The sequence below is a fragment of the Flavicella marina genome (assembly GCF_009193215.1).
Classification (GTDB): domain Bacteria; phylum Bacteroidota; class Bacteroidia; order Flavobacteriales; family Flavobacteriaceae; genus Flavicella; species Flavicella marina.
Genome location: NZ_VYVA01000007.1, coordinates 14,249 through 33,216, shown reverse-complemented (window position 1 = coordinate 33,216; position 18,968 = coordinate 14,249). Strand labels below are relative to the sequence as shown.

Below are 18,968 nucleotides of genomic sequence, written 5' to 3'. Positions count from 1 at the left end.
TTACTCTACAAGTTTTAGGGTTGAAGCTTCAAATAATTCTTCGATTGTTAAATGCTTACTGCTAAGACCTTGTTCGTATGAGTATCTAAACAAGGTTTCAAGTGTCATTCTATTTTTATCGATGCCATAAGGCCAAAAGTTAGTGCCTAGTAGTGCTTTCGTTTCTTCGTATTCTTGCGCGAACCATGGCAAAGAAGAGTATGCCCAACCCACCTTGTCTAATTGTTTGTAGTGTTTTGTTTTAGCGATAGAATAGGCTTCAAATACAGCTTTTGCCAACCAAGGATTTTCTTTTAAAAGAGATTTTTTTATGGCAACGGCATGCATGATTGGGAAAATACCGGTTTTCTTGTAATACATTTTTTCAGTTTGTCTAGAGTCAGCAAACAATCGTGAAACATTTTGATTTCCTTCTATATATGCTTTGGGTTCTGCTGCATGAAATAATGCATCAACAGTACCATTCAATAATAATTCTGACTCATCTAGACCTGCCTTACCATGCGAGAATTCGATACCATCAGGAATCATTTGTTCTTCTTTAGAGATTTTACCAGCTGCATCAGAAGAAGAGTCTTTGTTTGAGAACACCCAATGGATATCACTGGGTGATACTCCATATTCGTCTTGTAGAATTCCTCTGATCCAAGTCAATGAAGTTGAAGAATAACCAGGTGTACCAATTTTTCTTCCTTTTAAATCTTTAGGTGAATTGATGCCTCTTTTGTTGTGTATAAAAATACTTTTATGTCGAAATGCTCTTATAGGAAATACGGGAATCAAAATGTATTCTCTGAAATTATTATTGGCATATGCTAACATAAATGGGTGCAAACCAATTTCTGTAATATCATATGTGCCAGCTCCGCTAAAAGCGGCTGTATTGGCATCTCCAATTCCAGTTTTTGAAAACTCAATTTTACAACCATTTATGAGTTTTGGATCAGAAAAAACCGCTTTTATTCTATCTAAATCATAACCAGCAATTTTTAAAGTCAACTCCTTCTTTGAGGAACTATCAATTTTAGCATCGTTTTTGTTTTTATCACAAGATAAAAATAGCAATACTATCGAGATACATGCCAAATTAAAATAGTTGAAATTAGCTTTCATTAGAGATATGAATTAATAGTTGATTGAATTGAATTCTTTGATAAATGCTTTAGAAATTGACTTCCACTGTTTTTCGTTGCAAATAGAGAGCATTGCGTTGTGAAATTTTGATAATTGGTCAAAAGCATTTTTTCGGTGTACATGAATTCCGCTTGCAATCGTTTCGAAATCTTGAATTGAAGAATGATAGTTTTGAATCGTTTTGCTGTCAATTTCATTTTGCTTGATCAATTCACCTATTAGCTTGTGGTATTTTGCATCAAAATCTTTCAAGTATGCGAATGCTTTGTCTTTTTCTGCGGTATTTAACAATTGTTTTTCAATAGCCTTTTGTGTTTTTTCGAAAAATAGTACATCTTTTGACTTTTGGGATTTGGTTACTTTCTTAGTTGCTTTCTTTTCAGATAAAGTCAAAATACATTTCCATTCTTCTTCCGTCATAAGTTTCAAACAACTTATACGAGTTGTGAAAATTAAATGTTCGTAGGTCTTTAAAGCAGCTGATTGATCAGTCCAGAAGTTGTCGAAATCAGCCTTAGTAGAAGAAGTAGAGGCAATCAGGCTGTTTAATTCCTTAATTTTTTTATCCTTTCGTTTTAAAAATTTCTTCCCTTCTTTTTTGTTTGATTTTAAAATGAATTGAATTTTTTTCTTTGTGTCTTTGTCTTCAATACATTTTTTTATGCCTTTATCTAATTGGTCTACCATGTAGTATTCGGCTGTATTACCTCCGAAGAATAGTGCGCTGATAAATCCTAATAATACAATAATCATAAGTTGTTGTTTGTTTTTTATGCGTTTTACAGTTGTTTGACCTATACGTTGATAAGTTAAAGATACCAAAACAACGTATAGATGAATATCAATTTTCCGCAAAAACGCTAAAATATTACTGCTTTAAAAAACAAAACCCATTGAATTAAATCAATGGGTTTTCAATATGAAAAGCGTTTGTTGTTAGCTGTTTAACATCACTGGCATCACTAGCATTGTAATTTCTTCACCATTTTCGTTACCATCTACAGGTGTTAAAATTCCAGCTCTGTTTGGAAGTGACATTTCAATCAATACTTCATCAGAGGTCAAATTACTTAACATCTCAGTTAAGAAACGTGAGTTGAAACCAATTTGCATGTCGTCTCCTTGGTAGTCACAGTTCAAACGTTCGTCTGCTTTGTTAGCATAATCAATGTCTTCGGCAGAAATATTTAATTCTGTACCAGCCATTTTTAATCTGATTTGATGCGTTGTTTTACTAGAGAAAATAGAAACACGCTTGGTAGAGTTCAAGAAAGAAGCTCTATCAACGGTTAATTTATTTGGGTTTTCCTTCGGAATTACGGCATCGTAGTTAGGATATTTACCATCGATCAATCGACAAATCAAAACAATATTGTCAAATACGAATTTCGCATTGGTATTGTTGTATTCAATGGTTACATCAGTATCATCTGAACCTAAGATACCTTTCAATAAGTTCAAAGGTTTTTTAGGCATGATAAATTCCGCTGCTTCGTTGGCTGTAATATCTGTTCTCGTATATTTTACCAATTTGTGAGCATCAGTTGCAACGAACGTTAAGTTGTCTGAACTAAATTGAAAAAACACACCACTCATTACAGGTCTTAAATCGTCATTTCCGGTGGCGAAAATAGTTTTTGAAATTGCTGAACCTAATACAGAAGCAGGAATTACAGTAGAGCTTGGTGCATCTAAAGAAATAGTTTTAGGGAACTCTTCACCGCTAAAATATGCCATGTCGTATTTTCCTTGTTCAGAACTTATTTCTATTGTGTTGTTGTCTTCCGTTTTAAATGTCAACGGTTGATTTGGAAATGTTTTTAGCGTATCTAGTAACAATCTTGCAGAAATCGCAACGCTACCATTCGAATCTGACTCTACATCTATGGTAGATGTAATTGTAGTTTCTAAATCAGAAGCAGAAATTGTCAACTCATTTTGTTTCAATTCAAACAAAAAATTATCCAAGATTGGTAAAGTGTTGTTATTATTGATTACTCCACCTAATATTTGAAGTTGTCTTAATAATTGAGAACTAGATGCTATAAATTTCATTTTCAGTAAGTTTTATTCTGTAGTTGTGTTAGTTGCAGAGGTGTCAATTTATTCTGGATCAAATCGTTTTTGAAATTGTTGTGAAATTCACCGATGCAAAGCAAATATATTATAAATAGAGTGGGAGACAAAGAAATGTTTTGAACAAAAAAAAGGCAATTGTTAAAAACATTTGCCTTTTGATCTTAGGGAGGTTCTATATGGGGTAAGTTCTCTATTTATAATAGTTTGTTTGCAAGATTCGCTAGGGCAGAACGCTCACCTTTTTCTAGTTTTACATGCGCGAATAAATCTTGACCTTTGAATTTGTCAATTAGGTAAGAAAGTCCGTTACTTTGCTCGTCCATATATGGGGTGTCAATCTGATTGATATCACCTGTAAAAATAATCTTGGTTCCTTCTCCAGCTCTCGTTACAATAGTTTTGATTTCATGAGGAGTTAAGTTTTGGGCTTCGTCAATAATAAACATCACATTACTCAAGCTTCTACCTCTAATAAATGCCAATGCGGTTAAGCTTAAGTAACCACTAGACTCCATGTCGTCTAAAACTTTTCGCTTTCTTTCGTTTTCTCTAAACTGAGATTTAATAAATTTTAAATTGTCCCATAGGGGTTGCATGTAGGGCGATATTTTTTCATCTGCTCCACCTGGCAAAAAACCAATATCTCTGTTGCTCAAAGGAATAATCGGTCTGGATAAAATTATTTGATCAAACCTATTTTTTTGTTCTAATGCAGAGGCAAGTGCCAAAAGTGTTTTACCAGTTCCGGCAACTCCTTGTAAAGCAATTAACTGAATGTCTGGATTTAGCAACGCATCCATGGCAAATGTTTGCTCTGCGTTTTTAGGTTTTATTCCGTAAGCATATGTTTTTTCTACACGCTCAATTTGGTCTGTTTTGGCGTTGTATCTTGCCAATACAGAATCAGATGATTTGTTTAAGATATAATATCCATTCGCTGTTTTTGCATTTTTTAAAATACCATCTTCATCAATTTTACTATGGTTGTAAAGATTTTTGATAAAAGTAGGGTCAATATTATCTAAGTCAACAACACCGTCGAATATTTCTTTTATATTTTTTACTTTACCTGTTAGGTAATCTTCTGCAGAAAGTCCAATTGATTTGGCTTTGATACGGAGATTGATATCCTTTGTTACTAAAGTAACTTTTGCCTTTGTATATTCTTGTTGTGCTTCTAAAGCAGCATTGATAATTTTGTGATCGTTCTTTTTTGCACCGTAAACATTTTCGGCATCTATATCAAGAGGAGTAGTTACCATGGCAATTTTGATATTACCTCTTTTGTCTCCCAAAGAAATCCATTTGTTCAATCCTCCGTTGTCAGACATTTTATCTAAGAAACGAATGATACCTCTGGCTTCAAAGTTTTTTGTTTCGTTACCTATTTTAAAATTGTCTAGTTCTTCGAGTACCGTAATTGGTATAATTACATTGTTGTCTTGAAAATTGTTTATGGCATTGTGGTCAAATAAAAGTACTGAAGTATCCAATACAAATATTTTAGTAGTGCTGGTTTTCGTCATATATCTTCTTATTTTTCTTACTAAATATAATAATGTTTGTGTACGATTGTAAGTGTGATGCTAAGAAGTTATTAGACGTATTGTTAATAACTATAAGAAATTATTTTAAACCAGTTGATACTCAGTTAGATTGCTGAAATGTAAAAATATTTTATGAATTGCTTTTTACATCCAGAGCGTCTCGAAGCGTGTTTCCGATGAGCATAAAAGCCATTACCAAACTCATAATAGCTACTCCAGGAATAATGGCTAAATAAGGTTTTCCTAAAATGATGTAGTTGTAATGATCTTTTATGATGCCTCCCCAAGACGGAGTAGGAGGTTGTGCACCAATTCCTAAAAAGCTCAAACCGCTTTCTATGAGAATGGCTCCTGCAAAGTTTGCCGCAGAAATAACAATTATTGGAGCCATAATATTCGGTAGTATGTGTCTAAAAATTATTCTAAAATCAGAAAACCCCAAAGCTTTTGCAGCTTCGACATATTGTTGCTTTTTAGTACTTAAAATTTGTCCTCTGACCACACGTGCAACTTCAACCCACATGGTTAATCCTACTGCAATAAATACTTGCCAAAAACCTTTGCCTAGAGCTAGTGTGATTGCTATTACTAATAATAAAGTAGGTATAGACCATGTAATATTAATTAACCACATGATAAAAGTGTCTACTTTTCCACCGAAATATCCTGCTACTGCGCCAACACTAACGCCAATTAATAGAGAAATAAATACAGCGATAAATCCAATAAAAAACGAAATACGAGTTCCGATTAATATCCTACTTAATAAATCTCGTCCATAACGGTCTGTACCAAAGTAATATTTCTTTTGGTAGATATAAGAATGTAAAGGGTGGTCGAATTGACTTTGAGTATAAACCGTTTCAATGCCATTGTTTTCTATGGTCTTAACAAAAAGACTGTCGTTTTGAATTCTGTAATCTGAAAGTGGAATTTCTATATTGGGTGTTTTTTTTCCAGACAATAAAAAACTAAAATAGGATTGTTCGTTTTTAGTAGGGATTTCTAACATCAATGTTTCAAAACCAGGTTTTTTCGAATGAATTTCTAAATGCATCTGGTTTGCATTGTTAGAACTGTCAGGACTTAACACATAACAAAACACTGCAATAAATGCACAGATACAGATGTATACAAACGACAACAGTCCAGAAGTGTTTTTTTTAAACTTCTGGACTGCTTTGGCACTTAGAGAATTTGGGTTTTTTCTCATGTGCTATTTATTTTTTAGCCAATAATTTGTTGTTTTTTGGCTCTAATTCACTCAATACTTTCAAGGCTTCGTCAATATAAATGTCCTTTTTTAAATTTTTGTGCCAAGCCTCTCTTTTAGCAGCTAAAGAACTGTCCTTTTTCACCAAGTCAAGCTCTTTTAAAGGCGACTGAAACTCTAAGTTCGATTCGTGTTTGAAAACATCTTTAAAACGATCAATTTCGGCTTGATGTTCTTTTTCCTCTTCAATATATTTTTCAAAATTTAAAGAAAAAGAATTATTTTCTTGTGCTTGTTTAAGCCAGATGGCATATTCATTTATCTTGGTGAATTCTTCACTATTTGAAATTCTTTCTTTACTTGTATTTACAACCTGATCAAAGTTTTTGTAGAAATCCATCTCCTCGTAGTTTGCCTTTTCAATTTTATCCCAAGCTAACGGATTTTTCAAGTCTCGCTCTCCAATTTCTACGTAACTATATTTGTCTGGCATAGCAATATCTGAATGTACACCTTCTAATTGCGTTGAACCTCCATTGATTCTATAAAATTTTTGAATTGTTAATTTCACAGCACCTAGGTCGTCAGGGTAGTTGTAGTATTTGTTCAAAGGGATAACATTTTGAACAGTCCCTTTACCATAAGTTTGATTGCTACCAATGATAACGGCTCTTTTATAATCTTGCATGGCAGCTGCTAAAATTTCTGAGGCAGATGCAGATAATTCGTTTACCAAAATAACTAAAGAACCATCCCATTGCATGTCTGAATCAGTATCTTTTTTTACCGAAGGTGAATTCCCTCGATATTTTACTTGAACTATAGGTCCTTTGTCAATAAATAAACCACCTATTTCAATAGCCGTTTTTAACGAGCCGCCTCCGTTGTTTCGCAGATCAATCAACAAACCTTCGATGTTTTCTTTTTTCAAAGCTTCAATCTCTTTTTCCATATCGGAACCTGAATTTCTACCGTCAGGGTTTTCAAAATCTATATAAAACTTAGGAAGGTTTATGATTCCATATTTTTTACCGTCTTTGATTGCAATACTCGATTTAACAAAAGTTTCTTCAAGTTCTACAACATCACGAACAATCGTAATTTTTTGAATTGAGTTGTCTACTTTTTTTACAGTTAGTATAACTTCAGTACCTTTTTTTCCTTTTATTAGTTTGATCGCATCATCCAAACGCATACCAACAATATCAACAGGTTCTTCGTCTTTTTGAGCTACTTTAAGTATGATGTCTCCTACTTCTAAATCACCTTGTTTCCAAGCAGGACCACCAGAAATCAATTCTACAATTTTGGTGTAGTCATTTTTTTCTTGCAATCGAGCTCCGATTCCTTCAATTTTTCCAGAAATATTGATGTCGAATTGTTCTTTAATTCTCGGTGCAAAATAAGTCGTATGTGGATCAAATTGTTCTACCATACAATTTACAAATGTCGAAAACCAATCTGTATGATCTAACTCTGTGATTCGCTCATAAAAATCATTGATATTCTCTAATGTTTTTTCTCGTGCTTCAATTTCAATTGTGGCAAAATCACGTTTTACATAGGTGCTGTCTTCTTTGACTTTGTCTTCCTCGATCTCTAATTGTACTTGAATACGATTCAAGACATTGAATTTCATTTGCTTTCTCCATGAATCAATCAATTCGTTTTTGTTTTTTGCAAAATCCAATTCATCATAATTCATTTTTATTTGCTCTTTCTTTTCAAAATCAAAAGGTTGGGCAAGTATTTCTTTGTAGTAGGTTGAAGATTCCTCTAAACGTTGGTAGAAACGCTCCATAACCAAGTTGTAAAAACTTAAGTCTTCACGCTTCAACTGGTCGTCAATTTTATACTTGTATTGAGAAAACTCTTCAATGTCACTTTTGATAAAATACCTTTTTACGGGGTCCATTTCATCAATGAATTTAGTGTAAACAGCTTTTGAAAAGTCATCATTTACATCTTTAGGCTCATAATGTCCGTTTTTTAATATATAGCGCAAAACACCTACAAGAACTTTGTCTTTTTTAGGATCTGGTGAGGTATTTATTTCGTAAGTAAAACTTACCAATACTCCACTTAATATTAATATTGCTGCAAGTAATTGAAGTTTTTTATGGAAAGTATGAATGAAATTTTTCAAATGATTTTTTTTAATAGGGTGATGTTTACTACTTATCGATTATCAGAACTACTAAGATACGGCCTATTTTTCTAAATAAAACAGGAAATTTATCAAATTTACGAACCTACAAAAGAGATAGATTCTTTAGTTGTTACAAGTGTACGAAATAACCCGTGGATTCAATCTTTAGAAAATGTTAAATAATCAAAGAAGAATCGTTGAAAAATATAGTAAATTTGCTTTGAAAATGATATTTGCATGAATACAAAACCCTTGATATTAGTTACAAATGATGATGGTATTACTGCACCAGGAATTCGTAAACTAATTAACGTAATGAGTGAACTTGGTGATGTTGTTGTAGTAGCACCAGATAACCCGCAGAGTGGAAAGGGACATGCAATAACATTGGATGCCACGTTATATGTGAACAAGTTGAAAAACAACAATACAGATATTCAAGAGTATGAATGCTCTGGTACGCCTGCTGATTGTGTTAAAATAGGAATCAAAGAAATAATTAAAAGAAAACCTGATTTATGTGTTTCAGGGATCAATCATGGATCGAATGCTTCTATCAATGTAATTTATTCTGGAACAATGAGCGCCGCAGTTGAAGCAGGTATAGAAGGAGTCCCTTCAATTGGTTTTTCTTTGTTGGATTATGATTGGGATGCCGATTTTGAAGGGTTAGAGCCTTATGTAAAAAAAATCGCTCAAAATGTTTTAGAGAACGGATTGCCAGATGGAGTTGTTTTAAATGTTAATTTTCCAAAAAAAACCGAGAATCCATACAAAGGAATTAAAATCGCTCGTCAAGCTCGTGCCAATTGGAATGAGCAATTTGACAAACGTGTAAATCCTATGGGGAAAGAATATTATTGGCTCACAGGTGTATTTGAAAATCTCGATGGAGGTGAAGATACTGACGAATTTGCATTGGCAGATAATTATATAACGGTGGTTCCCGTTCAGTTTGATTTAACAGCACATCACTTTATTCAAACCTTAAATACTTGGAAATTCTAAATGGGTAAGCAGAAAGAAATTTTTATTGGTTTTTTTGTAGCCATTTTCGCAACCCTGTCAGGTATGTATTTGTATGTTGAATTGTTTTCAAAGTATGATTTCGCAACGACCATTGAAATGATTCAAGATGGAGATTTGTATGGTCAAATTATTACTTTAGGGGCAGTTGCCAATATTTTTGTGTTTTTTGTTTATTTGAAGAAAAATCAAGAGGCAAGAGCAAAAGGAGTATTGTTGGCAACTATATTGATTGCACTATTTACGGTGTTCGTAAAATTTATTTATTGATCTATGAAATACTATATTATAGCTGGGGAGGCTTCTGGTGATTTACATGCTTCTAATTTGATGAAAGCTTTGAAACAAGAAGATGCACAAGCTGAGTTTCGTTGTTGGGGAGGTGATTTAATGAAAGCTCAAGGAGCAACGTTGGTAAAACATTACAAAGAGTTGTCCTTCATGGGGTTCATAGAAATAATTATGAACTTGGGTACCATCTTGGGGAATGTTAAGTTTTGTAAAAACGACATTGCTGAATACAAACCAGATGCTTTAATTTTTATAGATTATTCAGGTTTTAATTTGCGTATAGCCAAATGGGCAAGAGCGGAAGGTTATAAAACAAATTATTATATTTCACCGCAAGTATGGGCGAGTAGAGCGAAAAGAGTCGTTGATATAAAACGTGATATTGATACCATGTGTGTCATTCTTCCTTTTGAGAAAGCGTTTTATAAAAAGTATGATTACGAGGTGAATTTTGTTGGACATCCTCTAATTGATGCAATTTCACAGAGAAAAGAAATTACAGAATTAGAATTTCGCAAGACCCATCAATTAAATGATAAGCCAATTATTGCACTGCTTCCTGGTAGTAGAAAGCAAGAAATCACAAAAATGCTATCGGTAATGCTTTCTTTGGTGGATGAGTACAAAGAATATCAGTTTGTAATTGCAGGTGCGCCAAGTCAAGATTATGATTTTTACAAAAGCTTTATCCATACAGATAATGTGAGTTTCATCAATAATAAAACCTACGATCTGTTATCAGTGTCACATGCTGCTTTGGTAGCTTCAGGTACTGCAACTTTAGAAACAGCATTGTTTAAAGTGCCGCAAGTGGTTTGTTACAAAGGAAGTAATATTTCATATCAGATAGCCAAAAGAATTATTACTTTGAAATTTATCTCTTTAGTAAACCTAATTATGGATAAAGAGGTTGTAAAAGAACTGATTCAAAATGATTTTCAAAAAAAGAATTTGAAGGTTGAATTGGATAAAATTTTAGCAGGGGCTACTCGTGATAGTTTGTTGAAAAATTATGATGATTTAGAACAAGATCTAGGTGGAATAGGTGCTTCTAAAAAAGCTGCAGCAATTTTTTATGCAGCCAACAAATAAGGGATTACATTTTTCTTGTAACGAATTAGCTTGGTTAGAATTTTGAGTTACTCTTCAGTTTCATTGTTATCGGTTGTATCACTATCTAAGTTTTCTTCAGAAGGTGTGTCTTCTATTATTTCTTCTTCATTTGTTTTTTCTACAGGGGCATTCAATGCTTCTTGCTCTAACTTTTGAAGTGCAATAATACGTTTGATATTCATATAATACCCATAAGACTTTGGAGAGCTCTCAGGGATCTTAGAATAGCCTCTTTTGTAAGCTAGTAAGGCCTTGTCATATTCTTTAGTTTTTTCGTAGAATTGACCGATATAATAATTTCCTAAAGGGCTTTTCGGATGAACTTCTAATGCTAAATTACCATAAGCCTCAAGTTGAGAACCTTCTTCGTAATCTAAAACGATATGTTCTAGTTTTACAAAATCAACTTGTCTGATAGGTACTTTTTCTCCAAATAAATATTCAATGTTTTCGTATTTGTATTGCAAATACTCCATGGCTGCCATTGGAGACAAATAAGAAATATTCTTTTCAAATTCTTCGTCTGTAATAGGTGAGTACATAGAAAAAACATATTCTTGACCCTTTGCTAAGGCTTGAGGAATGCAAACCACTTTGTTTGTGTTTTTAAATGCATCGTATTTGTAATTGAAATAGACGTTCGAAACTCCTACCAAATTAATATCTACATCATTGGTGAGTTTGAGTTTCTTTTCTCCCAAATTGTTCCCGTTGGCCATATAATAGAAAGTGTCATCTCCTTTGATTTCTGAGGTGTACTGCTTCATGTATGCCGGCATGTCAGGTGCAAATTCAGGATTGACACTGATGTATCCTCCGAAAGCAGGTGATTTGTCAAACAAAAAATAATTGGCAAAATTCGCAGTAATATCGTCACCCACTACAGTTTTAAAACTGGCAATTCGGTACTTGTCTTTCAACATTGGTATCAACTCACCTTTGATAAAATTCAAAGTGTTCATACTATTGTCATGCGGAAAACTATTAAGTATGTTGTATCCGTAATCTCTCGATTTATTACTGTTTTCAAAATGCTTTATACCTACGACGATTTGTTGCGGTGCTAATTCATTTTTTGAAAGTAAACGTGCACTCGCGACATAAGAGTCAAATAGTGATTCTGCATCAATAACAACAGTAAGTGGATACCTTCTCTTTTTATTTTCTTTATAGTTTTCTGGTAAAAAGACACGAATTACTTTGATTTCATTCAATTGGGTAGAATGAATATCAATTTCTGTAAACTCTTGACCATAGTTTTTTAAACTGTATAAAACTATTATAAAGAATAAAAACATTTTTTTCATAGACGTGCGATGTGACTTTGTTAAAACGCATCAACTCAAAGCTTGTTGCGTGCATAGTTTCTTTTAAAGCAAATTTACAGATTAAACAATGTTAAGAAAGGAAAAACGTTTTTTTTTCGAATTTCTTTTGCCAGATTAAAATTTAAAACGAAAGCTTTCAAGCTTTTTTCAATAGTTATATATTTACAGCCTAAATTATAGAACTATGAGCCAAGCAAATTGGAAGCCTGTAAAACCTTCGTCACATTTAGGTGACGCATATCAAGATATAACGTATAACAAATCTGGCAATGTTGCAAGGATTGCATTCAATAGACCTAATGTAAGAAATGCTTTTCGACCTAGAACTACTTCTGAGTTGTACGATGCTTTTTACGATGCGCAAGAGGATAACGATATAGGTGTTGTTTTGTTGTCAGCAGAAGGACCTTCAACGAAAGACGGAGTGTATTCGTTTTGTTCTGGAGGAGATCAAACTGCTCGTGGCCATAAAGGGTATGTAGGGGATGATGGTGCACATCGTTTGAATATTTTAGAAGTGCAACGTTTGATTCGTTTTATGCCAAAAGTTGTGATCGCCGTTGTGCCTGGATGGGCTGTAGGTGGTGGACACAGTTTGCATGTTGTATGCGACTTGACTTTGGCGAGTAAAGAGCATGCAATTTTTAAACAAACAGATGCTGATGTTACAAGTTTCGACGGTGGTTATGGTTCTGCATACTTAGCGAAAATGGTAGGGCAGAAGAAGGCTAGAGAGATCTTTTTCTTAGGTAGAAACTATTCAGCTCAGGATGCCTATGAAATGGGAATGGTAAATGCTGTAATTCCTCATGACGAGTTAGAAGATACTGCGTACCAATGGGCGCAAGAAATTTTAGAAAAATCACCTACTTCAATAAAAATGTTAAAGTTTGCCATGAATCTAACTGATGACGGAATGGTTGGACAACAAGTTTTTGCTGGTGAGGCTACCCGTCTGGCTTATATGACAGATGAAGCTAAAGAAGGGAGAAATGCATTTTTAGAAAAAAGAAAACCAAATTTCGATAAAAAATATATTGTCTAAATAGGTAATAATAGCGCAGATACAAGAGAAACAATGAAGCCACAAATAGTAACATTTTTAATTAAATGTCCCGATCAAAAAGGGATTATAGCAAAACTGACACATTTCTTCTATCAAGAAGGATTTAATATTGTGAGTTCTCAACAATATACAAATGAAGAAGAACAACGTTTTTTTATGAGATTACGCGTGGCATCAGATGATTCTGTGCTATTGAGTAAAGATCAATTAGAAGAACGATTTGCACGGTTGGCAGAAGCTTACAAAATTACTTGGAAGGTTGATTATGGTCGTAAAAAACAAAAAGTTGCGATCATGGTTTCCCATACGAGTCATAACTTATATGATTTGTTGCATCGACATAAAGAAAATAAATTGTTGTGTGATGTAAAGATGGTAGTGAGTAATCACGAAAAATTAAAGCCGATTGCTGATATGTTCGGTATCCCGTTTCATTATTTGCCAGTTAGCAAAGAAACGAGAAAAGAGCAAGAGGCAGATTTGATAGAATTGTTTGATAGCAACAATATTGATTTGATTGTAATGGCTCGTTATATGCAAATTTTGACGAATGATTTTATCAATCATTATCCTAGCCGAATTATCAACATTCATCATTCGTTTTTACCTGCATTTCAAGGGGCAAATCCTTACAGAAGAGCCTATGAAAGAGGCGTGAAATTGATTGGAGCAACTGCTCATTACGCTACTGAAGAATTAGATGAAGGGCCAATTATTGAACAGGGAGTTGAAAGAGTTACACACGAAAGTACACCGACTTCTTTGAAAAAGGTTGGAGCCGATATAGAAACAATGGTCTTGGCAAGAGCTGTGAGTTGCCATTTAAATAATCAGATCATTGTAGATGGAAATAAAGCGATTGTGTTTCCAATGACAGGAGAATAAAAATTATACGATGAAAATTATTTGCATTGGTCGTAATTACGCCAAACATATCGAAGAATTAGGAAGCGAACGACCAGAAGAACCTGTGTTTTTTTTGAAGCCGGATTCTGCTATATTGCCGAAAAAGATGCCTTTTTTTATTCCAGATTTCTCGGAGGAAATTCATTACGAAGTTGAGGTTTTGGTGAAAATTAACAAAGTTGGAAAGCACATAAGTAAAAAATTTGCTCATAAATATTATGATGAAATAGGTTTGGGGATTGATTTTACAGCGCGAGATGTACAACGAAAATGCAAAGAAAAAGGATTGCCATGGGAAAAAGCAAAAGCTTTTGACGGTAGTGCTGTAGTAGGTGAATTCTTAGCTAAAGAATCTATAGGCGATTTGCAAGATCTTTCGTTTAGTTTACAAAAAAACGAAGCAATAGTACAAGAAGGGAATACCAATCGAATGTTATGGGGAATTGATGAGTTGATTTCATATGTCTCTCAATACTTGACATTAAAAAAGGGAGATGTTATTTTTACCGGTACTCCTGCTGGTGTTGGTAAAGTTCAAGAAAATGATGTTTTGATTGGAGAACTAAATGGAATCAAAAACTTTGAGGTAAAAATAAAATAAAGCCTAACATTCGTTAGGCTTTTTTTTGTAACACCTTTGCAGTTTCTTTTCAATCGTTGAGTTCAATCAAGTGATTAGGGTTTGAAAATTTAAATTTTCTATCAATCTTAATGTAAACAGAGTCGTTGAAATAAATTGGAGAAAGACTATTTATCCATTGTAGTTTTTGTTTGTAAGATTCTGATACATAGGTCTGTAGAATTTTTCTTTTCCAAAGAGGAGTCCTTGATGTTATAAAAACTACATTTTCGTTTTCTTTTGAAAGTTGTTTAGCAATTTCATTAAAAATTCTTTTTTCAGGAGGGATAGGTACATTTAAGGTTTTAGAAGACCACAAATTAAGGTCAATTATTTCTCCTTTTTTAATCTCTTCTTCTAGAATGTTATATTTGGTTAAATGTGGAATGTTCTTTGCTGATAAAAGATACATATTAGAGGTGTTACCTGAATAAAGTGAGAATGATGTAAAGTTGCTCCAAATGTTACTATATAATAGAATTGGTGTTGTTAGAGAAAAGAGTAATATCGAAACCAAGATGTTACTCTTTGTAAAAGAAAGGAAATTCGGTTGTTTGGAAAAGGCGGTTTTAGAAAACAAAATTAATAAAGAGAATACCATTAAAATATTCCAAGGATATACGATATAATTGCCATTCATGACGAAGGGACTAAGGTAAAGAAGGATGAAAATATGCATGGTGATTAATGCATATAAAGCGATGCTTCGAGTGGATTTAAAAATTAAGAGAACCCCTGAGGTAATTTCGAAAATTGGAATTAATGTACCAATATTTTTAATTTGACTTAAGACCTGTGGATTTTGTAATCTAAAAATGTCAATGGCAAAACTTTCTACGATTAAATCATTAAAATATGGGTTGATTTTATGAATGCCACTCCAGATATATATACCAATAAAAAGAACTCTTAAATAACTTGATTTTTGTTCTTCTGATGTGTTATAGGAGTAAGGGAAAAGAGTTAATAAATATATATAAACCCATGGTTGCCAGCGAATTTGGTCTTCTGTAAGTAGATAGGTACTACAGCCATAAATTAGGTAGATAAAACGTTTGTTTTCAAAAAGAACAGTCATTGTCAGTGCAAATATGAGCAATGCAAGCACAAATCTATTGACAAAAATATGTGGAGTGCTAAAAATTGAGAATAATGGAACGACAGGGAATTCACGATTTAGGTTCCATAGCGGCAAAGACATGAAGATTCCAATTAAAAAAAATAGTGCGACCGCTTGTCTTATTAAATTTGAAGAAGTTGAATTAGGGTAAAATCGCATACCTTCAAAAATAAGATAATTAAGTTGTGAAATAAAAGGTTTTGAAAGAGACTTCCTTACTTTTGTAAACATAATAAATAGAAAACAAATTGAAAGTAGAAATAATTACCATTGGAGATGAGATTTTAATTGGTCAAATTGTAGATACAAACTCTCAATGGATGGGTAAAGAACTTAATAAAATAGGACTTTCCGTGCATCAGATAACATCCATTCAAGATGATGAAAAGCAAATACTACAAGCCTTGAAAAATGCAGAAGAAAATGCTGATGTTGTTTTGGTTACGGGAGGTTTAGGACCAACAAAAGACGATATTACAAAACATACATTTGCTAAATATTTCTCTGATGAATTAGTTTTGAATGATGCGGTAGTAAACCATGTAAAAAGTATGTTTTCAAAACGAAATATTCCTTTTTCAGAATTGAACAGGTTACAAGGATTGGTTCCTTCAAAGTGTAAGGTTTTGCATAATGAATTAGGAACTGCGCCAGGAATGCTTTTCGAAGAAAACGAAACCATTTTTGTCAGTATGCCAGGAGTGCCTTTTGAAATGAAGGGATTGATGACAAACCAAGTTTTACCATTTCTAAGAAACAAATTTACGCTGCCTTATATTCAACATAAGACGATTATAACTTACGGAATTGGAGAAAGTGCTCTAGCAGAAAAATTAGAGACATGGGAAGAGGAGCTACCTGAGATGCTAAGTTTGGCGTATCTGCCATCACCCGGTAAAGTAAAGTTGCGCTTGTCAGGGAAATCAGAAAATAAAGAAGCCTTGAAAGGTGCTATTGATAGAGAGGTTAGCAGGTTACAAGAGATTTTAGGTGATTTGATTTTGGGTTTCGAAAATGAATATAGTTTAGCAGAAACGGTGGCAGAATTGTTAGTTTCTAAGAAAAAATCGCTTGCAATTGCAGAAAGTTGCACAGGTGGAAGGTTAGCATCGCTGATAACGGAAAAACCTGGGGCTTCGAAATTTTTTACTAGTGGATTGGTAGCATATTCCGAAAAATCAAAAATTGAAATGCTAGGGGTAGAAAAAAAAATAATTCAACAGCATTCTGTGATTAGTTGTCAAGTTGCCGAAGCTATGGCACTCGGAATTAGAAAAAAAATGAATGCAGATTATGCGATTGCAACAACGGGTAATGCAGGTCCAACTACCGATAATACTGATAAAACAGTCGGTGTTGTTTGTATAGCTATTGCAACTTTAGAAGGTGTTTTTTCAGAGGAATTTAATTTTGGTAAACCAAGAGAAAAGGTTATTGAAAGGACTTCAAACAAAGCATTAGAGATGTTGAGAAAAGAAATTATAAAAAACTATTGAAAAATGTTTGGTGGTAACTAGAAATAATCGTTAATTTGCACCTCGTTTAGAAAATAACACTATAAAGAGTTTTAAAGATGTCTAGAGTTTGTGAACTTACAGGAAAAAAAGCAATGGTAGGAAACAATGTTTCTCATGCATTGAATAGAACAAAAAGAAAATTTAACGCTAACTTGATTACGAAGCGTTTTTATATTCCAGAAGAGGATAAATGGTTAAAGTTGAAAGTTTCTACTTCTGCTTTGAAAAATATCAATAAAAATGGAATATCTGCAGTTTTAAAAGAAGCTAGAGAAAAAGGATTTATTAAATAATTTTTTTTCTTTTAAATAATATATAGAGATGGCAAAAAAAGGAAATAGAATTCAGGTAATTTTAGAATGTACTGAGCATAAAGCTACGGGTAAACCAGGTACTTCTAGATACATCACAACGAAGAATAAAAAAAATACTCCGGATAGAATGGAGTTGAAGAAATTCAACCCAATCTTGAAGAAGATGACTGTTCATAAAGAAATTAAATAAGGTAAGACATGGCAAAGAAATCAGTAGCAACGTTACAGACAGGTTCAAAAAGATTGTCTAAAGCTATCAAAATGGTAAAATCTCCTAAAACTGGAGCTTACACATTTGTTGAAGCAATTATGGATCCTTCTAAAGTAAATGACTTTTTATCTAAAAAGTAATTCACTTCTATAAGATATTTAAAGCTACTTTCAATTTATTGGAAGTAGCTTTTCTTATTTAATATTAATGCTTATTTTTAGCGCTTGCTAAAAGAAATAGAATTTCACAACACAACTATATGAGCTTTTTTAAAAAGATTTTTTCTAAAGAAAAAAAAGAAACCTTAGACAAAGGACTCGAGAAAACGAAAACAAGTTTTTTTGATAAACTAACGACAGCTGTTGCCGGTAAATCAACCGTTGATGCAGAAGTGTTAGATGACTTGGAAGAGGTATTGATTACATCTGATGTTGGGGTTGAAACAACATTAAAAATCATTGAAAGGATTGAAGCACGTGTAGCTAAAGATAAGTATGTTGGTACCAGTGCTTTGAATGAAATTTTAAGAGAAGAAATAGCAGGGTTGTTGTCTGAAACAAACCTTGTAAATGAATCAGAATTTACAATACCAACGAATAAAAAACCTTATGTTTTAATGGTTGTAGGAGTAAATGGTGTTGGGAAAACTACAACGATTGGAAAGCTAGCTTCTCAGTTTACCAAACAAGGTCATAAAGTTGTTTTAGGAGCCGCAGATACGTTTAGAGCCGCAGCGATTGATCAACTGCAAGTATGGGCTGATAGAGTAGGTGTGCCAATTGTACGTCAAGAAATGGGGTCTGACCCCGCTTCAGTGGCATTTGACACGTTAAAGTCTGCCGTTGCACAAGATGCTGATGTCGTTATTATTGATACAGCAGGTCGTTTGCACAACAAAGTGAACTTGATGAATGAGTTGACGAAAATTAAAAAAGTTATGCAAAAAGTGGTTGCGGATGCACCACATGACGTCTTGCTAGTTCTAGATGGTTCTACTGGACAAAATGCTTTCGAACAAGCCAAACAATTTACCTTGGCGACTGAGGTGACTTCGTTGGCAGTCACAAAATTGGATGGTACTGCTAAAGGAGGTGTCGTTATTGGAATTTCTGATCAATTCAAAATTCCGGTGAAGTATATCGGTGTTGGCGAAGGAATAGAAGATTTACAAGTGTTTAATAAGGTAGAATTTGTGGATTCTTTCTTTAAATAATTAAACAAAAAATACAAACCTACATGAGAGTGCTTTATGGCACTCTTTTTTTGTTTAGAGGTTTCTTTGATTTATAAGATAAATATTATTTGTATTGAGTATTTTTGCAGTCTAAAATTATA

Annotated in this window: 19 protein-coding genes; 11 read left to right on the top strand and 8 right to left on the bottom strand. The window is 33.4% G+C overall.

Features of this window, described 5'->3' with window-relative positions; genetic code table 11:
- From F6P99_RS12865 to F6P99_RS12840, 6 genes are all read right to left on the bottom strand, one after another.
- Entirely contained in the window at positions 1-1,113 is a 1,113-nt protein-coding gene (locus tag F6P99_RS12865; RefSeq protein ID WP_152287905.1) for an ABC transporter substrate-binding protein, read from the bottom strand.
- A gap of 12 nt (positions 1,114-1,125) precedes the next feature.
- The gene (locus F6P99_RS12860) at positions 1,126-1,887 is read right to left on the bottom strand and encodes a hypothetical protein (RefSeq protein ID WP_152287904.1); all 762 of its coding nucleotides are present in this window, start codon (positions 1,885-1,887) and stop codon (positions 1,126-1,128) included.
- A gap of 183 nt (positions 1,888-2,070) precedes the next feature.
- Positions 2,071-3,189, bottom strand: a complete 1,119-nt coding sequence (gene dnaN, locus F6P99_RS12855) for a DNA polymerase III subunit beta (protein ID WP_152287903.1) — start codon at positions 3,187-3,189, stop codon at positions 2,071-2,073.
- A 218-nt stretch (positions 3,190-3,407) separates the two neighbouring features.
- Complete coding sequence (locus F6P99_RS12850) at positions 3,408-4,739, bottom strand: PhoH family protein (protein ID WP_152287902.1); 1,332 nt, start codon at positions 4,737-4,739, stop codon at positions 3,408-3,410.
- 151 nt (positions 4,740-4,890) lie between these two features.
- The gene (locus tag F6P99_RS12845) at positions 4,891-5,973 is read right to left on the bottom strand and encodes an ABC transporter permease (RefSeq protein WP_152287901.1); all 1,083 of its coding nucleotides are present in this window, start codon (positions 5,971-5,973) and stop codon (positions 4,891-4,893) included.
- 7 nt (positions 5,974-5,980) lie between these two features.
- Positions 5,981-8,119, bottom strand: a complete 2,139-nt coding sequence (locus F6P99_RS12840) for a carboxy terminal-processing peptidase (protein WP_226913083.1) — start codon at positions 8,117-8,119, stop codon at positions 5,981-5,983.
- A 240-nt stretch (positions 8,120-8,359) separates the two neighbouring features.
- On the opposite strand from F6P99_RS12840, the gene surE reads away from it, so the two are divergent.
- From surE to lpxB, 3 genes are read left to right on the top strand one after another with little or no spacing between them, the layout of a single operon-like run.
- Positions 8,360-9,130 (top strand): 5'/3'-nucleotidase SurE, encoded by a 771-nt coding sequence (surE, locus tag F6P99_RS12835; protein ID WP_152287900.1) that lies wholly within the window; start codon positions 8,360-8,362, stop codon positions 9,128-9,130.
- Entirely contained in the window at positions 9,131-9,418 is a 288-nt protein-coding gene (locus F6P99_RS12830) for a hypothetical protein (RefSeq protein WP_152287899.1), read from the top strand. It abuts the gene before it with no gap.
- A gap of 3 nt (positions 9,419-9,421) precedes the next feature.
- On the top strand, positions 9,422-10,531 hold the full coding sequence (gene lpxB, locus F6P99_RS12825) for a lipid-A-disaccharide synthase (RefSeq protein ID WP_152287898.1): 1,110 nt from the start codon (positions 9,422-9,424) through the stop codon (positions 10,529-10,531).
- A gap of 47 nt (positions 10,532-10,578) precedes the next feature.
- On the opposite strand, the gene F6P99_RS12820 is transcribed toward lpxB, so the two are convergent.
- Entirely contained in the window at positions 10,579-11,859 is a 1,281-nt protein-coding gene (locus tag F6P99_RS12820; RefSeq protein WP_152287897.1) for an alpha/beta hydrolase-fold protein, read from the bottom strand.
- Positions 11,860-12,064: 205 nt separating this feature from the next.
- Here F6P99_RS12820 and F6P99_RS12815 point away from each other — a divergent pair, with 205 nt between their 5' ends.
- From F6P99_RS12815 to F6P99_RS12805, 3 genes are read left to right on the top strand one after another with little or no spacing between them, the layout of a single operon-like run.
- The gene (locus F6P99_RS12815; protein WP_152287896.1) at positions 12,065-12,925 is read left to right on the top strand and encodes a 1,4-dihydroxy-2-naphthoyl-CoA synthase; all 861 of its coding nucleotides are present in this window, start codon (positions 12,065-12,067) and stop codon (positions 12,923-12,925) included.
- A 33-nt stretch (positions 12,926-12,958) separates the two neighbouring features.
- On the top strand, positions 12,959-13,831 hold the full coding sequence (purU, locus tag F6P99_RS12810; RefSeq protein ID WP_152287895.1) for a formyltetrahydrofolate deformylase: 873 nt from the start codon (positions 12,959-12,961) through the stop codon (positions 13,829-13,831).
- 10 nt (positions 13,832-13,841) lie between these two features.
- A complete protein-coding gene (locus tag F6P99_RS12805; RefSeq protein ID WP_152287894.1) occupies positions 13,842-14,453 on the top strand; it encodes a fumarylacetoacetate hydrolase family protein in 612 nt (203 codons plus the stop codon).
- A gap of 49 nt (positions 14,454-14,502) precedes the next feature.
- Here the strand turns inward: F6P99_RS12805 and F6P99_RS12800 are convergent, their stop codons facing one another.
- A complete protein-coding gene (locus tag F6P99_RS12800; protein WP_152287893.1) occupies positions 14,503-15,822 on the bottom strand; it encodes a MauE/DoxX family redox-associated membrane protein in 1,320 nt (439 codons plus the stop codon).
- 17 nt (positions 15,823-15,839) lie between these two features.
- Here F6P99_RS12800 and F6P99_RS12795 point away from each other — a divergent pair, with 17 nt between their 5' ends.
- The 5 genes from F6P99_RS12795 (at position 15,840) to ftsY (ending at position 18,846) form a co-directional block, all read left to right on the top strand.
- Positions 15,840-17,087, top strand: a complete 1,248-nt coding sequence (locus F6P99_RS12795; RefSeq protein WP_152287892.1) for a competence/damage-inducible protein A — start codon at positions 15,840-15,842, stop codon at positions 17,085-17,087.
- Between the two features lie 77 nt (positions 17,088-17,164).
- Complete coding sequence (gene rpmB / locus F6P99_RS12790) at positions 17,165-17,401, top strand: 50S ribosomal protein L28 (RefSeq protein WP_152287891.1); 237 nt, start codon at positions 17,165-17,167, stop codon at positions 17,399-17,401.
- Positions 17,402-17,429: 28 nt separating this feature from the next.
- Positions 17,430-17,612 carry a 50S ribosomal protein L33 gene (rpmG, locus tag F6P99_RS12785; RefSeq protein ID WP_152287890.1) on the top strand — a complete coding sequence of 61 codons (183 nt, stop codon included), beginning with the start codon at positions 17,430-17,432 and terminating at the stop codon, positions 17,610-17,612.
- A gap of 8 nt (positions 17,613-17,620) precedes the next feature.
- On the top strand, positions 17,621-17,773 hold the full coding sequence (locus tag F6P99_RS12780; RefSeq protein WP_152287889.1) for a DUF4295 domain-containing protein: 153 nt from the start codon (positions 17,621-17,623) through the stop codon (positions 17,771-17,773).
- Between the two features lie 119 nt (positions 17,774-17,892).
- Positions 17,893-18,846: a signal recognition particle-docking protein FtsY gene (gene ftsY, locus F6P99_RS12775; RefSeq protein WP_152287888.1), complete on the top strand. Its 954-nt coding sequence runs from the start codon at positions 17,893-17,895 to the stop codon at positions 18,844-18,846.
- The last annotated feature ends 122 nt before the right edge of the window (positions 18,847-18,968 follow it).